Raw genomic sequence first — 15,691 nt, forward strand, 5'->3', positions numbered from 1 at the left:
TTGCCTCCTTAAATATGATGTGAAAGTGAGGTTAATTTTGTTGGTATTTTTTACATTTATTGAAATGTAACAAAACCGTGATACCAAAGGAATCACGGTTTGCGTTAACTCGAGTTAAAAATACTACAAATTAGTATAAACGGGTGTTGCGCGCATTTTCACGAGCATTACGTTTAGCGTGACGTTTAGCAAGTGTTGCTTTTTCACGTTTACGAACTGTCGTTGGTTTCTCATAGAATTCACGAGCGCGAACTTCCGCTAGGATACCCGCTTTTTCGCAGGAACGTTTGAAACGACGTAAAGCTACGTCAAATGATTCGTTTTCACGTACTTTAATTACAGGCATAAGCCAATCACCTCAATGAGTTTAATTTAATTGCAATTTTAAATTTTATTTTTGTCGCAAATACGACAAACTTAATAAAGGTCGCAATTCTAATCTACTTTAGGGGCAAAAGTAAAGGGGAGAATACTCAACCTCGTTGAATTTCGTGGTTTCAACTGGCTAAAAACACATAAACAAGGTAAAATCACGCGTCATTTTTATAAAATAAATTAAGAAAATCAATGAAAATCTTGGGAATTGAAACCTCCTGTGATGAAACAGGCGTCGCAATTTATGATGAAGAAAAAGGGTTAATTGCGAATCAACTTTATACACAAATTGCACTTCACGCCGATTACGGCGGTGTAGTGCCGGAACTTGCCTCACGCGATCACATCCGCAAAACGACACCGCTCATTCAAGCCGCCCTAGCCGAAGCAAACCTAACCGCCGAGCAAATCGACGGTGTGGCTTACACGAGCGGCCCCGGACTTGTGGGAGCATTACTGGTAGGTTCTACGATTGCCCGCTCCCTTGCTTATGCGTGGAATGTGCCGGCAATCGGGGTACATCATATGGAAGGGCATTTACTTGCTCCGATGTTAGATGAAAATCGACCGCACTTTCCGTTTATTGCCTTATTAGTTTCGGGCGGACATACCCAATTGGTGCAAGTGGAAGGCGTGGGAAAATATAACGTCATTGGCGAATCTATTGATGATGCCGCCGGTGAAGCCTTTGATAAAACCGCTAAATTGCTTGGTTTAGACTATCCCGGCGGGGTGGCACTGTCTCGTTTAGCAGAAAAAGGCTCGCCAACCCGCTTTACCTTTCCACGCCCAATGACGGATCGTCCGGGGTTGGATTTTAGCTTTTCCGGTTTAAAAACCTTTGCTGCCAATACGGTAAATCAAGCAATTAAAGCAGAGGGCGAACTAGCAGAGCAAACCAAAGCGGATATTGCCTATGCATTTCAAGAAGCGGTTATTGATACATTGGCAATAAAATGCAAACGCGCCTTAAAGGAAACGGGGTATCAGCGTTTAGTTATTGCCGGCGGTGTGAGCGCAAATAAAAAATTGCGTGAAACCTTAGCTACAATGATGAAGGATTTACAAGGAGAAGTATTTTATCCCCAGCCTCAATTCTGTACTGATAACGGTGCAATGATTGCCTATACCGGTTTTTTACGTTTAAAACAAGGTCAGCACGATGAATTAGAGATAGAGGTTAAACCCCGTTGGCCAATGACAGAACTCTCAACCATTTAGGGAACAAACATGAACGATATTAAATTCCGAGCTATGCGTGCCGCAGGTATTGCTTGCTTTACCGTATTAATCATAATCGGCATATGGGTTTTTACCACATCAAGTGATGAAATGGTTAATCTCCTTACCCTCGTCGGTCAGCAGGTGGGAGGCGGCACGACCTACGGCGTCTTTTTGCTCTCCGCATTGCCCCCTTTTGCCGGTTTTATGGTTTATCACATTTGGAAATGGATCATTAAATAATGGCAAAATTGTATTTTTATTATTCCACCATGAATGCCGGTAAGTCGACAACCTTACTGCAATCCTCCTATAACTATCGTGAACGTAATATGAACACAATGGTTTACACCGCAGCCATTGATGATCGTTTTGGTGTGGGAAAAGTCACATCGCGTATTGGGATTAGTCAAGATGCCCGATTGTTCAACGCAAACACTAATTTATTTAATGAAATTAGCCGGCACTTACAACAAGAAAAAATACATTGCGTGTTGGTCGATGAGGCACAATTTCTCACCAAGCAGCAAGTTTATCAGCTTAGTGATGTGGTTGATAAACTCAACATTCCTACATTATGCTACGGTCTGCGTACCGATTTCCAAGCCGAACTTTTTGAAGGCAGCAAATATTTACTCGCTTGGGCGGATCAATTGGAAGAACTTAAAACCATTTGTTATTGTGGACGCAAAGCGAATTTTGTCCTTCGTCTCACTGAAAACGGTGAAGTCGTAAAAGAGGGCGAACAAATCCAAATCGGCGGAAACGATAGCTACCTTTCTGTTTGCCGCTACCATTACAAAGAAAAGTGCGGTCAAATTTAGCCACGTTTTAACGTTATCTTCAAACACAACAACATATAAAAAGGTCAGTGTTATGCTAAAAAATAAAACTTTCGGAAGCGCCTTAATTATCGCTGGAACAACCATCGGAGCAGGCATGCTTGCCATGCCCTTAACCTCTGCCGGAATGGGTTTCGGTTATACCGTATTATTGCTTGTAGGGCTTTGGACATTGCTTGTTTATAGCGGTCTGCTGTTTGTCGAAGTGTATCAAACCGCCGATCAACTTAATGACGGCGTAGCAACTTTGGCAGAAAAATATTTTGGCGTACCCGGACGTATTCTCGCAACCTTAAGTTTGTTAATTTTGCTTTACGCGCTTTCAGCAGCCTATATTACCGGTGGCGGTTCTTTACTTTCGGGCTTACCCACTGCATTCGGTATGGAAGCCATATCACTTAAAACAGCGATTATTCTTTTCACCGTCGTACTGGGCTCTTTCGTTGTGATCGGTACAAAAGGGGTTGATGGAATCACACGCCTACTCTTCATCGGGAAATTACTCGCCTTTGCTTTTGTACTGTTTATGATGCTACCGAAAGTGGCAACGGACAATCTTATGGCACTCCCCCTCAATTATGCCTTTGTGATTTCTGCCGCGCCGATTTTTTTCACTTCTTTCGGTTACCATGTCATTATGGCAAGTGTAAACAGTTATTTGGACGGCGATGTTCGCCAATTCCGAAAAGCGATTTTGGTCGGCACCGCGATCCCGCTCTTTGCCTATTTAGTATGGCAACTCGCCACCCATGGCGTATTGGCACAAAGTGAATTTGTACGGATTCTACAAGCCGATCCGACCTTAAACGGGTTAGTTAATGCCGTGCGTGAAATCACAGGGTCAAATATGATGGGGGAAATGGTGCGTATTTTTTCTGCGCTCGCATTGATCACCTCTTTCCTTGGCGTAATGCTTGGTGTTTTTGAAGGATTAGTCGATTTATTCAAACGTTGTCATTTGCCGCATAACCGTATTTCTCTGACGGTTACCGCCTTTACTCCACCGTTGATATTTGCGTTATTTTACCCCGAGGGCTTTATATCCGCTTTAAGTTATGCCGGTTTATTATGTGCTTTTTATTGCTTGATTTTACCGATCGGTTTAGCGTGGCGAACCCGTCAAACCCACCCTAATCTTCCTTATCGGGTGATGGGCGGAAATACCGCATTAGCCGTAGCATTAATTATAGGTATCATAATTATGCTGATCCCGTTCTTAATCCAAACAGGCTATTTACCGGCGGTTGCGGGATAAAGTGCGGTCAATTTTTCATTGATTTTTTATCCTTTAAAAAAGGAAACCCCAAATAATGCGGTTTCCTTTTTATCTTAAATAGCCCTGTCAAAAATCAAGTTTACCCTCCAACCCAGCCATTGCCTTACAGTCTGTCTCGCTATGCGCTTCTTTTATTGCAATAGATTGTAAAAAAGCCTTAATTTCCAGTAGCTGAGTAATTTTCTTCTCCACTTGGGCAAGTTGCTTTAACACCATTTGATCAACCTGATAATGATCGGCTAAACCTAATTTCAAACGATTCAGTTCATGAATAGCTTCTAGAGAAAAACCTAAAGTGCGACATTTTTTAATAAAGTTTAGCAGCGTAACGCTCTCCTCATCATAGTAGCGATAGCCGTTTAGCGCCCGCTTAGGCTCGGGCAAAATCCCTTGTCGTTCATAATAACGAATCGTTTCAAGATTGACTCCGGTACGAAGACTTAACTCATTGGCTTTCATTATTTTCCTCAATTCATCTTACGAAATCGGAGCTAAATCCCCTCTATTTAGTGCTTATGCTTTCCCATCGAAAAATGTTCGGAATGATCACGTAACGCGTTGAATGCCTGCCATACTACGGAGCCGCCACTGCGTAATACCAATAAGCCCAACACGACACTAGCCACCACATCAACCCATTGCCAATTTAGCCAATATGCACTTACCCCTGCCAAAATCGCAGCCACCGAACCGAATAAATCGGCTAATACATGTAAATAAGCCGCGCGGACATTTAAATTATCCTGATCACTTTTGAGCATTATCCATGCCACTAAAATATTTACTAAAAGTCCGACTATCGCCACGCCTAACATGGGCAATACCGTCATTTCTATCGGGGTCAGCCAACGCTCTACGGCCTCCAGAAAAATCCAAATTGCCACGCCGATTAACGAAATGCCATTTAACAACGCAAACCATTTTTGCCATTTCACACTTAAAAAGAGTGCGATTAACGCTAACGCAAGCGACAAACTATCATTTGCCATATGGCCGGCATCCGCCATTAAAGTAAGACTATTGAAAAAATAGCCGCCTAAAAACTCCACCACCATATAACTTGTGATGATCAACAAACTGATGGTTAGAATTTTTTTATCTTTCGGCGTGTGAGAATGTTGATGTTTACTATGCTGCGCTTTCTTGACAAGAATAGTTTCCATGATATGCCCTTTCCAATTAATTAACTTGACGCAAGTGTAAAGTCCGTAGTGAGTACAGGGTCAAGAAAATTTTTTATACCAATCTAAAACATTCACAAAATTAACCGCACTTCAACGGATAAATCGGTGTGATTTTTCGTTTTCAAACATTTTCAGAAAGGGCAAATAAACTGCGGTTTGAAATAACGGGTTTCTCACTCACATTTTTGCCCTGATGATGATCAACGAATCTGTGCTAGAAATTCTTCTTCTGTTAATATTGCCACGCCCAATTCCTGTGCTTTGGTGAGTTTTGACCCTGCGGCTTCGCCGGCGATAACGAAATCCGTTTTAGCCGAAACAGAACCGCTGACTTTTGCCCCCATTTCTTGCAGTAACACTTTGGCTTCATTACGCCCCATTTGAGTGAGCGTACCTGTGAGGACGATTGTTTTGTCTTTGAACGGATTATCCTGCACTTCTTTGATTTCCACGGTGTCCCAATGTACCCCTTGTGCAAGTAGATCGTTAACCACCTCTACATTATGCGGTTCACGCCAGAATGCCAAAATACGATTGGCCACCACTTCCCCCACATCCGACACTTGTTGGAGCTGTTCAAAATCAGCATTTTGCAACGCCTCAAGCGTTTTAAAATGATTGGCTAAATTCAATGCCGTAGCTTCGCCCACTTCACGAATACCCAAAGCAAAAATAAAACGGGCAAGGGTTGTATGTTTAGCTTTTTCTAAGCTGTTTAAAGCATTTTCCGCTGATTTTTTCCCCATACGTTCTAAGCGTGTCAAAGTAGTAAGATCAAGTTTGAATAAATCCGCTGGGGTATGAATCAGCTCACGATCCACCAATTGTTCTATTAATTTACCGCCTACGCCGTCAATATCCATTGCTTTGCGTGAAACAAAATGTTTTAACGCTTCCTTGCGTTGTGCTTCACAAAATAATCCGCCGGTGCAGCGTGCCACGGCTTCGCCTTCAATACGAATAATCTGCGAATTGCACACCGGGCAATGTGTCGGGAAAATAATTGGTTTGGCATTTTCAGGGCGGCGTTCACGTAAGACACCAATAATTTGCGGAATCACATCACCGGCACGGCGAACAATCACGGTATCGCCAATGGCAATATCCAAACGGGCAATTTCATCACCATTGTGTAAGGTGGCATTACTCACGGTAACGCCTGCGACAAATACCGGTTCAAGTTTTGCTACCGGTGTAATTGCACCGGTGCGCCCCACTTGGAATTCCACATCGTTTAATACCGTTAATTCTTCTTGTGCAGGGAATTTATAAGCAATCGCCCAACGGGGGGCTTTAGAAATAAAACCGAGTTCGTTTTGCAGGGCAATATCATTAATTTTCAATACGGTGCCGTCAATATCATAGCCAAGGTCGCTACGTTTATTTTGCATAGCGTGATAAAACGCCAACACAGCCTCAACATCATGACAAAGACGGATTTCCGGATTTACCGGAATACCAATTGATTTCAGCCATTGTAAACGTTCATAATGGGTGACTGGTAAATCCACGCCTTCGGCAATACCGACACTATAGGCATTTAATACCAACGGACGTTTACTGGTAATCTTTGGATCGAGCTGACGCAGCGATCCCGCTGCGGCATTACGCGGATTGGCAAAGGTTTTCTCGCCGTGTTCGAGGGCATATTCGTTCAAGCGCTCAAACCCTTCATGCGGCATAAATACCTCGCCCCGCACTTCTAAACGCGCCGGCGGATTTTCTGTAAGGAGTTGCAAAGGAATATTACGAACGGTGCGAATATTCAAGGTTATATCCTCACCCGTTGTCCCGTCTCCACGGGTTGCGGCTTGGGTTAGAACACCATTCTCATACAAAATACTCACGGCAAGCCCATCCAATTTAGGCTCGGCACAAAAGGTTAAAGGTGAAACTGATTTTCCCAATCGATCTTCAATACGCTTTACAAAGGCATAAAATTCTTCATCGGAAAAGGCATTATCCAAAGACAACATAGGAATTTCATGGCGAATCTGGTGAAAAGCAGAAAGCGGTTTTGCTCCGACCCGCTGAGTTGGAGAATCGGCAGTAACCCATTCAGGATGTTCCAATTCTAAGGCTTTAAGCTGATGAAAAAGGCGATCGTATTCACTATCCGGCACGCTTGGATTATCCAAAACGTGATATTCATATTCATATTGACGCAGTTTTTTTCGTAAATTGTTAATCTGGGTTTGAATGTCAGTCATAAAAAATCTCGGTGAAAAATAACCGCACTTTCTAATGCTTTACACAATAAAGGCGAACCCAATGTTCGCCCAAATTAAAAGTGCGGTGGAAAATCAATCTGTTTTACACACGTGAAAGATAACGTTGTTCTTGGTAATCATCAAAAATTTGTTCATCTTCGGTAAGCACCGAACCGCCTAAATCTTCCGCAAGAGTTTTAGCGGCACGAATCATTAATTTAAGATTGGCAAGATCACTACCCGGAGAAGGCAGTTTCATAAATAATGCCAAGCCAATGGTGTTAAACTCCGTGTTATACGGGTTAAAACCGCCGTCATCTTGCAAATTTGCCACACTGAATAATGTTGGGCTTGCCACGCTTAAATCAAAATGACGGTGATACATATTGTATTCGCCAAAGATAAAGCCTAAATTTTCAAGGGATTGTATCAACCTTAAACCGTGAAATTCACGATGTTGTGGTGAAACGACATAAAGTTGAATGTAACCGGAGGTTTGTTTTTCCGTGTTTGCCTCCAATGTGCGCGCTTCATTAAAATGCACGGTAGATTTTATCCCATCCAACTCCCCTAATGACATTTGCGAAAGCTGTTCCCGCAATTCAGGTGAAGAAGGATTAATCCCTTCAAGTTCATTGGTTTGCGCTTCCAGTTGTTCAAGCGTCATAGTTGCAGGATTCGGCTTAGCTTCCGCCTGTTTCATATCGTATTCTACGCAAACAGGTTCAGGTGCCGGCTCAACATTGGGAATAGAAATTTTAATATCATCTACTGTGCGCTCGGTTTGGCGATAATCCACTTGTGATGTTGCTTGATTCTCTTCAAAGGATGGTTGCCGTACCTTTTGAGCAAGCGCCGGTGAAGGCGTATTTTGAATAACCGCGCTGGAAAATTCTTGTTGTTCCCGACTCTGCTGTTCTTGAGTAAAAGAGCGATCAAAGGTCGTCGAGTTTTTAAAATACTTTGATTTCTCACGGTGATTTGACCATAATCCGTGTGCAACAAGGGCAATGAGTGCCACCACCCCTAAAATAATCAAAATGGTATTCAGATCCATTTTTGCTCCTTACAGGCAATAAAACTGAGCTAATGCTACCATATTTTAAAGGGTGAAAAAACAAAACCCATAGGGAATTTAACAGCAAAAATGCTGTCAGAATTAACCGCTCTTCTTGAGTTTATTAATATAACAAAAGGAAAAAAGCATGATTAATCCGCAAGAAATCAAATCGGGATTCCATTATTTTGTGATGGGATGGCATTTTATTGCCCAAAAAGGGCTGCGCCGTTTCGTCATTATGCCTATTTTATTCAATATTGTTTTACTGAGTGCTTTACTTTGGCTGCTGGTTTCGCAGATTAGCTCAATGATCGATTGGATGATGACTTTCGTACCGGATTGGCTCGGATTTCTAAGCGTTATTTTACTCGTGCTTTCTATCGGTATGATTTTGTTATTATTTTATTTTATGTTCACCACACTTTCCGGTTTTATTGCCGCTCCTTTTAACGGATTACTGGCGGAGAAATTGGAAAAAATGCTAACGGGAGAAAGCATTAATGACGATAACTGGTTAGATGTGATGAAAGATATACCGCGTATGCTACGCCGCGAATGGCAAAAATTATGGTATAGCCTACCCAAAATTATCGGCTTATTCTTATTAAGTTTTATCCCTGTTGTCGGGCAAACCATCGTACCGGTTTTAACATTTTTATTCACTGCATGGATGATGGCGATTCAATATTGCGATTATCCTTTCGACAATCATAAAATCTCTTTCAATGTGATGAAAAACGCTTTAGGCGAGCAACGCTCACAAAGCCTCACTTTCGGTGGATTGGTGACTTGTTGCACCTTTTTACCTGTGGTGAATTTAGTGATTATTCCCGTTGCCGTATGTGGTGCAACGGTAATGTGGGTAGAAAATTATCGTGATCGGTTACGCTTTGATATGAATTTTAATTATCGCCGTGACAACCGTTCCATCAAAATCGCGACTCGCAGTGATAGTACTGATATTCGCACAAACAACAATCAAATCATAAAATAGCGTTTGGTTATAAAATAGCGTTTGGTTATAAAATAGCGTTTGGTTATAAAATAGATCAAATAACTATTTTTTGAATAAAACCGCCAATGCTATAACTAGGCTACTAATAATCTCAAAATAAGGGAATAAATATGACAATTTATGCAGACAACTCTTACACTATCGGCAACACACCGCTTGTACGATTAAAGCACTTTGGTCACGATAATATCGTGGTAAAAATTGAAGGACGAAACCCAAGTTTCAGTGTGAAATGCCGTATTGGCGCTAACATGGTGTGGCAAGCAGAAAAAGACGGTATTCTCACCAAAGGCAAAGAAATTGTTGATGCCACCAGCGGTAATACCGGTATTGCGCTCGCCTATGTGGCAGCCGCACGGGGTTATAAAATCACCCTCACCATGCCGGAAACGATGAGTTTGGAACGTAAACGTTTATTACGCGGATTAGGCGTAAATCTTGTATTAACCGAAGGGGCAAAAGGAATGAAAGGGGCGATTGCCAAAGCCGAAGAAATCGTGGCTTCCGATCCAAGCCGTTATGTCATGCTAAAACAATTTGAAAATCCGGCTAATCCCCAAATTCACCGAGAAACAACCGGCACGGAAATTTGGCAGGATACGGAAGGTAAAGTGGATGTCGTTGTGGCAGGGGTTGGTACAGGCGGCACAATTACCGGCGTTTCACGTGCAATTAAATTAGATTTCGGTAAGGCAATTACTTCTGTCGTGGTAGAACCGGCCGAATCACCGGTGATTAGCCAAACTTTAGCCGGAGAAGAATTGAAACCGGCGCCTCATAAAATCCAAGGTATCGGTGCAGGTTTCATACCGAAAAACTTAGACTTATCATTAGTTGATCGTGTAGAAACCGTGGACAGCGAGACAGCTATTGCGACAGCCCGTCGCTTAATGGCAGAGGAAGGCATTTTAGCCGGTATTTCCTCCGGTGCAGCGGTTGCCGCCGCTGATCGCATTGCAAAATTACCTGAATTTAAAGATAAACTTATTGTCGCCGTACTCCCTTCCGCCTCTGAGCGCTACCTAAGTACTGCGTTGTTTGAAGGTATTGAAGCGTAATTTGCGGTTATCAATAGTTGAAAGTGCGGTTAAAAATGACCGCACTTTTTACAAAAACCGGCATTATGTCGCAAATGCACAATTTAAAGAAAATGTAGAGACGCTATACAACCTTTTAAAATCATTTAATTTTTTACGGATGCCGGCATGGTATCTCTACCTATGAAATAAAATTTAGGTTGTGCAACGGCTACATAATACCGACAATGACTCACGCAATGGTGTATCGAAAATCTCAACGAATCAGATAAGCGGCACAACAGCAATTAATAAAATCTTGTTGATTCATTCTTCCCGTTCAAATTTAATATGCGTTGAGCGGGAAAGTGCGGTCAAATCGCCATCAAATTTCCCCATGTAAATTAAACCCGGTGCATAAGGTCCCTTATCAAGAAACATAGCAATATTTCCCCAAGGGGCATAATAGGTAATATCCCCCACTTTGCCAGTGTAGGCGGCAGGAGCATTTTCAATGCTGAGCTTATCGTTCATATAAACGACTTTTTCATTATGCGCGTAGTTATCCAATTTGGATTCAAGGGGTAATTTTTGCCAAAAACTTTGGTTGGTTGGATTATCGGCTAGAGTGGCGGAATAAACACCGCTATCAAGGCTGACTTTTACTTTCATTTCTGCTCCGACATATAAACTGGTTAAGCTAAGTAAAATAGTGATTAAGACTTTCATTGACAAAATCTCGCTAAAAAACGACCGCTCTTTTGAGCGGACTTTAATTTCATCTCAGTGATTATTTTAAATTTGCTTTGAAGAATGTTTCAAATTTATCAAATGGGATTTTGTTCGCTTGATTATCGTATAAATCAACGTGAGTCGCCTCCGGCACGATGTACAACTCTTTATTTTTTGAACCAAGGGATTGAAACGCTTCTTCGCCAAAATAACGCGAGTGCGCTTTTTCGCCGTGAACCACTAACGCCGGCGTACGCATTTCTGCGGCTCGCTGTAAAATCGGCATATTGATAAACGCAAGCGGTGTTGTTTTTGACCAACCCGTATTTGAATTGACCGAACGGGGATGGTAACCGCGCGAGGTTTTATAATAATCCGCATATTCTTTCACAAATTTAGGCGTCTCAGCAGTATGTATTTCCGGCGCAGGTAAATGCTCGTTTGCCGCCGTATGTTCAGGTTCGCCTTTTTCTGCATCCGCCCAACGTTGGGTATTCATCGCCTCTTTCATTTTATAACGAGTGTCCGTATCAATCGCCGACGTTCTATCATAAGTACCTTTGGCATTTGGTGTGAAGTTAATTTCATACCCCTCACCCATTACTTTTGTCATATCATACATCGTACTGACTGCGACGGCTTTGACACGGGTATCCGACAGTGCCGCATTTAACGCAAAACCGCCCCATCCGCAGATACCTAAAATCCCGATTTCTTCACGATTAACAAAATCTTGTAAACCTAAGAAATCCACTGCCGCACTAAAATCTTCCGTTGCAATCTCAGGGCTGGCAATATTACGTGGTTCGCCCGAACTTTCGCCGGTATATGAACCGTCAAAAGCAAGCGTAACAAAACCGCGCTCCGCCAATGTTTGCGCATAAATGCCCGATGTTTGCTCTTTCACTGCACCAAACGGCCCGCTCACTGCAATTGCCGGTAGTTTACCTTTTGCATTTTTCGGCACATACAAATCACCGACAAGGGTAAAGCCATAGCGGTTTTTAAAGGTCACTTTATGATGTGCTACTTTGTCGGATTGTTTGAAAGTTTTGTCCCATTTATTTTCTAACGGCATAATCTGTACTCCTTTCATCGGTGTAATATTGACATCCGCCATCGCTGAAGTGACAAAAGTTGCGGAAAGTGCTGCCGCAAGTGCGGTCGTTTTTAAGATTTTTTTTACCATTTTGTTTTCCTATAAAAAATTAAATGCATAAATTTGAAAAACTGCACAAAAAAACAAACAATCATCCTACAAGAATTTTTCTTTGCTGTGCTTTTTGTTTATGGCACTTATTGTAAAAATTAGATTTATTCCTGTAAATTTGCAAAAATAAACTTCACAATTTCTATAAATGGAATAATCAAATGAATAACCGCTTTGAAACGCTAAAAGTTTTTTGCTCCCTTGCGGAAACCTTGCAATTTAAAGAAACAGCCAATCGCCTTGCAATATCGCCACCGGTGGTAACAAGATTGATTGCCGAGTTGGAGGATTATTTGGGAGAATCCCTATTCCAATGCAATACCCGACAAGTGCATTTAACGGATTTTGGCGAGCAATTTTTACCACAGGCACAACAATTATTGGTAGATAGCGAAAAACTATTCATACCAAACAAACAGAGAGCCTATGCTGAAATGAACGGTATTGTACGAATTACTGCACCAAGCTGGCGAATTAATGATGAAATTTTAGCGAAATTATTGACCGCACTTTCGCCTTATCCCAACTTGATTATCGATTGGCGTGATGATATGAGCAAGCTGGATTCGGTTAGTCATCGCATTGATATTGGCATACGTATCGGGCCAAAATCCGAGCCGAATTTTATTGTACGGAAAATCGCCGACATTGGCGATGTATTAGTTGCCGCACCAAGTTTGCTGGAACGCTTAGGCGAACCAAAATCACTCGAAGATCTGGAGCAAAGTTTCCCGTTTGCTGCACTGATTAATGTGAATACCGGTCGCCCTTGGCATTTTCCACTTACTCCCGAACGTACACTTAAACCACATTGTATTGCTTTCCAAAGCAACAATATTTACAGTAAATTACAAGTCGTACTACAGGGAAGTGCGGTCGGTTTAGTGAGTGATTTTATCGCTCAACCTTATTTACAAACAGGCGAATTACACCAATTATTTCCAGAAATAAAGATCCAAAAATGGCAACTGTTTTTATATCGTCCTTATGAAACCGTTACCCCTAAAAGGGTTCTTAAGGTATTTGAAGAATTGGAAAGAATTTTAAGACAGTTTTTTACAGAGCAATAGAAAAAAGAATGCCACCTTTCGGTGGCATATAGCGTTAAATAATTCTTGAGAATTGCTGGCGTTTTGCCGCGACACGAGAATAAGTGTCAAAACATAAACAAATATTCCGAATGAGCAAACGACCTTTAGGTGAAACCTTTAACCCTTGCTCGGTTAGACTAATGAGTTCATCTTCAATTAAAGGCTGGAGCAGCATTAAATCTTCAGCAAAATGCACTGTAAAGCAGATATTATACTCTCTCTCGATCGGTTCAAAGTCTAGTTTAAAATTACAAATTAATTGCTTGATTACATCACGGCGCAGGCAATCCTCTTTCGTTAATGCAAGCCCCTTATGTAAGGCATGAGCATTCTCCTCAACCAGAGCATAATAGGCTTTGAGATCTTTTTCATTTTGCGCGTAAGTATCCCCTAATAAACTAATAGAAGAAACACCCAAACCAAGTAGATCACATTCTTCTTGTGTGGTATAGCCTTGGAAATTACGATGCAATATGCCTTTTTCCTGTGCAATAGCCAATTCATCATAAGGCTTTGCAAAGTGATCCATACCAATAAATTGGTAACCGGCATCCCCTAAGGTTTCAATTGTTTTCTGTAAAATAGTCAGTTTAGTTTCCGGCTTCGGCAATTGTTCTTCTTTAATTTTTGCTTGCCCGGGTACACGGCTTGGTAAATGGGCATAATTAAAAATACTCAAACGATCAGGATTTAACTCAATCACCTTTTTCAGAGTAAACATAAAACTTTCTACATTTTGCAACGGTAAACCATAAATCAAGTCAAGGTTGGTTGATTGAAATCCTAGCTCTCGGGCTCGTTCTAATAAAGCGGCAATAAAGTTTTCATCTTGCTCACGATTGACGGCTTTTTGAACTTCTTTATTAAAATCCTGCACCCCCATGCTCATTCGGTTAAAGCCAATCGCACGTAAATGATCAAGCATTGAAAGTTCAATTCTACGGGGATCCATCTCAATAGAAATTTCTGCATTATCCGCAATTGTAAAATGCGTTTTTAACATTTCCATTAAACGTGCCGATTGCGCTTCACTTAAATAAGTTGGCGTACCACCGCCCCAGTGAATTTGGGTTACAACTCGATGCTTAAACAACTGAGCACGAGCAATTATCTCTTTCTCAAGATAATCAAGATAGATATCCGCTTTATGCTGATGACGGGTAATCACTTTGTTACAGGCACAGAAATAGCAAAGCTGATGACAAAACGGAATATGTACATATAAGGACAGGGGACGATCCGGATAACGCTCCGCCGCACGAATAAAATCCTGATTAGTATAATTTTCGTGAAACTCTAATGCGGTAGGATATGATGTATAACGCGGACCCGATTGATTGTATTTTTGTATAAGTTTGTCATCCCAAATAATCTCGGACATTAAAGCACTCCAAATTTTCTCACATCATCAAGTAATTGCTGTAATTCTTCCAGTATATCCTGCTCAAATTTAGCCTCAGCGCTTTCACGTTTAAGATCAAGACGCAGCCTTTCTTTCTTTTCAAGTGTTTTTCTCGCCTCATGCGTTGGCATATCCCGCACGATCTCATAAAGTTGCATCATGCTAGGATAAGGCTGCAGGTTTTTACCGAAAGGCATTAACAACATCGTAAGGCGAATCACGCCTTCAGAATGGTTACATTCCTTACTTTTCATTGCTTTTGCAATAATTTCGATACTTTCTTTTAATCGCGTTGCTCTCACCATTTTAGCTTGTAAGAGAACTTGTTTTTGCTGTTTCAACTGCTTCAATAAACGCAACGCATACCAAGACAGAGTTGCAATAACAAAAATTCCAAGTAAGCCTAGAATAATTATCCAAATCATCTTTTATCTAAATTGCTCGATATTTATTTTCTCAAAAGTGCGGTATAAATCAGCTTCGTTTTCTTCTTCGTCTTCAATACCGAGCTCTTCCATTAATTCTGCAATACGATCCAAACATTCATCAACGAACTGTTGATCCGCCTTACTAATAGTTTTACCTTCTTCCAATATATCCAATAATTCATTAAGAATTTCGTTATTTTCCAAACTCTCCAACTCTTGCATCGGATCTTGTTTTTTCACGGCGCCTAACACAGGAATAATTTGACCTTTTTCCGGTTTATTCACGAATTCCACAACTAAAGGTATTTTCTTTTTACTCCCAATTTTAGGATCTTTGATTTCTTGAAGAGGTTTCGTTGAGCGATTTTCTACCATACTATGGCGTGAGCCTGAATCTAAGCCTTTATGTTTACGTTTTTTCTTATCCTCACGGGCTTTTGCATCAAGCTCATAACGAGTAAGTTTTTTACCGGAACGTTTTGGCATTTCAGTTTTTTTATCAGCTTTACGTATTGGCATCACATCAGTTATTCGGCGAGTTTTCTTCTTTCGAGCCATTAAGATATTTATCCTTTCAATAAAATTTGGTGGATTGTATCATTTGGGCAACTTTTTCTCATTAATAAAAT

Annotated in this window: 17 protein-coding genes; 7 read left to right on the forward strand and 10 right to left on the reverse strand. The window is 41.3% G+C overall.

Features of this window, described 5'->3' with window-relative positions; translation table 11 throughout:
- Positions 1-130 precede the first annotated feature (130 nt).
- Positions 131-346: a 30S ribosomal protein S21 gene (gene rpsU, locus PNEUHYL_RS03890; RefSeq protein WP_018356521.1), complete on the reverse strand. Its 216-nt coding sequence runs from the start codon at positions 344-346 to the stop codon at positions 131-133.
- Positions 347-567: 221 nt separating this feature from the next.
- Here rpsU and tsaD point away from each other — a divergent pair, with 221 nt between their 5' ends.
- Genes tsaD through PNEUHYL_RS03910 form a run of 4 tightly spaced genes read left to right on the forward strand, consistent with a single transcriptional unit; the run spans position 568 to position 3,693 of the window.
- Positions 568-1,596 (forward strand): tRNA (adenosine(37)-N6)-threonylcarbamoyltransferase complex transferase subunit TsaD, encoded by a 1,029-nt coding sequence (tsaD, locus tag PNEUHYL_RS03895; RefSeq protein ID WP_059365954.1) that lies wholly within the window; start codon positions 568-570, stop codon positions 1,594-1,596.
- 9 nt (positions 1,597-1,605) lie between these two features.
- Positions 1,606-1,839 carry a hypothetical protein gene (locus PNEUHYL_RS03900; RefSeq protein ID WP_059365955.1) on the forward strand — a complete coding sequence of 78 codons (234 nt, stop codon included), beginning with the start codon at positions 1,606-1,608 and terminating at the stop codon, positions 1,837-1,839.
- Positions 1,839-2,420 (forward strand): thymidine kinase, encoded by a 582-nt coding sequence (locus PNEUHYL_RS03905; protein WP_059365956.1) that lies wholly within the window; start codon positions 1,839-1,841, stop codon positions 2,418-2,420. Before PNEUHYL_RS03900 ends, PNEUHYL_RS03905 begins: the two co-directional genes overlap by 1 nt.
- A 52-nt stretch (positions 2,421-2,472) precedes the next feature.
- Complete coding sequence (locus PNEUHYL_RS03910; protein WP_059365957.1) at positions 2,473-3,693, forward strand: aromatic amino acid transporter; 1,221 nt, start codon at positions 2,473-2,475, stop codon at positions 3,691-3,693.
- Between the two features lie 87 nt (positions 3,694-3,780).
- On the opposite strand, the gene PNEUHYL_RS03915 is transcribed toward PNEUHYL_RS03910, so the two are convergent.
- From PNEUHYL_RS03915 to zipA, 4 genes are all read right to left on the reverse strand, one after another.
- Entirely contained in the window at positions 3,781-4,173 is a 393-nt protein-coding gene (locus PNEUHYL_RS03915; RefSeq protein ID WP_059365958.1) for a MerR family transcriptional regulator, read from the reverse strand.
- Positions 4,174-4,220: 47 nt separating this feature from the next.
- Complete coding sequence (locus PNEUHYL_RS03920; protein WP_059365959.1) at positions 4,221-4,877, reverse strand: cation diffusion facilitator family transporter; 657 nt, start codon at positions 4,875-4,877, stop codon at positions 4,221-4,223.
- A 221-nt stretch (positions 4,878-5,098) separates the two neighbouring features.
- Complete coding sequence (gene ligA, locus PNEUHYL_RS03925) at positions 5,099-7,108, reverse strand: NAD-dependent DNA ligase LigA (protein ID WP_059365960.1); 2,010 nt, start codon at positions 7,106-7,108, stop codon at positions 5,099-5,101.
- Positions 7,109-7,211: 103 nt separating this feature from the next.
- Positions 7,212-8,165, reverse strand: coding sequence for a cell division protein ZipA (gene zipA / locus PNEUHYL_RS03930; RefSeq protein ID WP_059365961.1), 954 nt, complete (start codon positions 8,163-8,165; stop codon positions 7,212-7,214).
- 148 nt (positions 8,166-8,313) lie between these two features.
- On the opposite strand from zipA, the gene cysZ reads away from it, so the two are divergent.
- Both cysZ and cysK read left to right on the forward strand, forming a co-directional pair.
- On the forward strand, positions 8,314-9,162 hold the full coding sequence (gene cysZ / locus PNEUHYL_RS03935) for a sulfate transporter CysZ (protein WP_059365962.1): 849 nt from the start codon (positions 8,314-8,316) through the stop codon (positions 9,160-9,162).
- Between the two features lie 131 nt (positions 9,163-9,293).
- Positions 9,294-10,241 (forward strand): cysteine synthase A, encoded by a 948-nt coding sequence (gene cysK, locus PNEUHYL_RS03940; protein WP_059365963.1) that lies wholly within the window; start codon positions 9,294-9,296, stop codon positions 10,239-10,241.
- A 285-nt stretch (positions 10,242-10,526) separates the two neighbouring features.
- On the opposite strand, the gene PNEUHYL_RS03945 is transcribed toward cysK, so the two are convergent.
- Positions 10,527-10,928: a cyclophilin-like fold protein gene (locus PNEUHYL_RS03945; RefSeq protein ID WP_239690331.1), complete on the reverse strand. Its 402-nt coding sequence runs from the start codon at positions 10,926-10,928 to the stop codon at positions 10,527-10,529.
- A 61-nt stretch (positions 10,929-10,989) separates the two neighbouring features.
- A complete protein-coding gene (locus tag PNEUHYL_RS03950) occupies positions 10,990-12,120 on the reverse strand; it encodes an alpha/beta hydrolase (RefSeq protein WP_059365964.1) in 1,131 nt (376 codons plus the stop codon).
- Positions 12,121-12,302: 182 nt separating this feature from the next.
- On the opposite strand from PNEUHYL_RS03950, the gene PNEUHYL_RS03955 reads away from it, so the two are divergent.
- Positions 12,303-13,211 (forward strand): LysR family transcriptional regulator, encoded by a 909-nt coding sequence (locus tag PNEUHYL_RS03955; RefSeq protein WP_059365965.1) that lies wholly within the window; start codon positions 12,303-12,305, stop codon positions 13,209-13,211.
- Positions 13,212-13,245: 34 nt separating this feature from the next.
- On the opposite strand, the gene hemN is transcribed toward PNEUHYL_RS03955, so the two are convergent.
- From hemN to yihI, 3 genes are read right to left on the reverse strand one after another with little or no spacing between them, the layout of a single operon-like run.
- A complete protein-coding gene (gene hemN, locus PNEUHYL_RS03960) occupies positions 13,246-14,613 on the reverse strand; it encodes an oxygen-independent coproporphyrinogen III oxidase (RefSeq protein ID WP_059365966.1) in 1,368 nt (455 codons plus the stop codon).
- Positions 14,613-15,059 (reverse strand): DUF2489 domain-containing protein, encoded by a 447-nt coding sequence (locus PNEUHYL_RS03965; protein WP_059365967.1) that lies wholly within the window; start codon positions 15,057-15,059, stop codon positions 14,613-14,615. The genes hemN and PNEUHYL_RS03965 overlap by 1 nt, the downstream gene beginning before the upstream one ends.
- Positions 15,060-15,062: 3 nt before the next feature.
- A complete protein-coding gene (gene yihI / locus PNEUHYL_RS03970; RefSeq protein WP_059365968.1) occupies positions 15,063-15,620 on the reverse strand; it encodes a Der GTPase-activating protein YihI in 558 nt (185 codons plus the stop codon).
- Positions 15,621-15,691: the final 71 nt, after the last annotated feature.

The sequence above is a fragment of the Rodentibacter caecimuris genome (assembly GCF_001019715.1).
In the GTDB taxonomy this organism is placed as follows: domain Bacteria; phylum Pseudomonadota; class Gammaproteobacteria; order Enterobacterales; family Pasteurellaceae; genus Rodentibacter; species Rodentibacter caecimuris.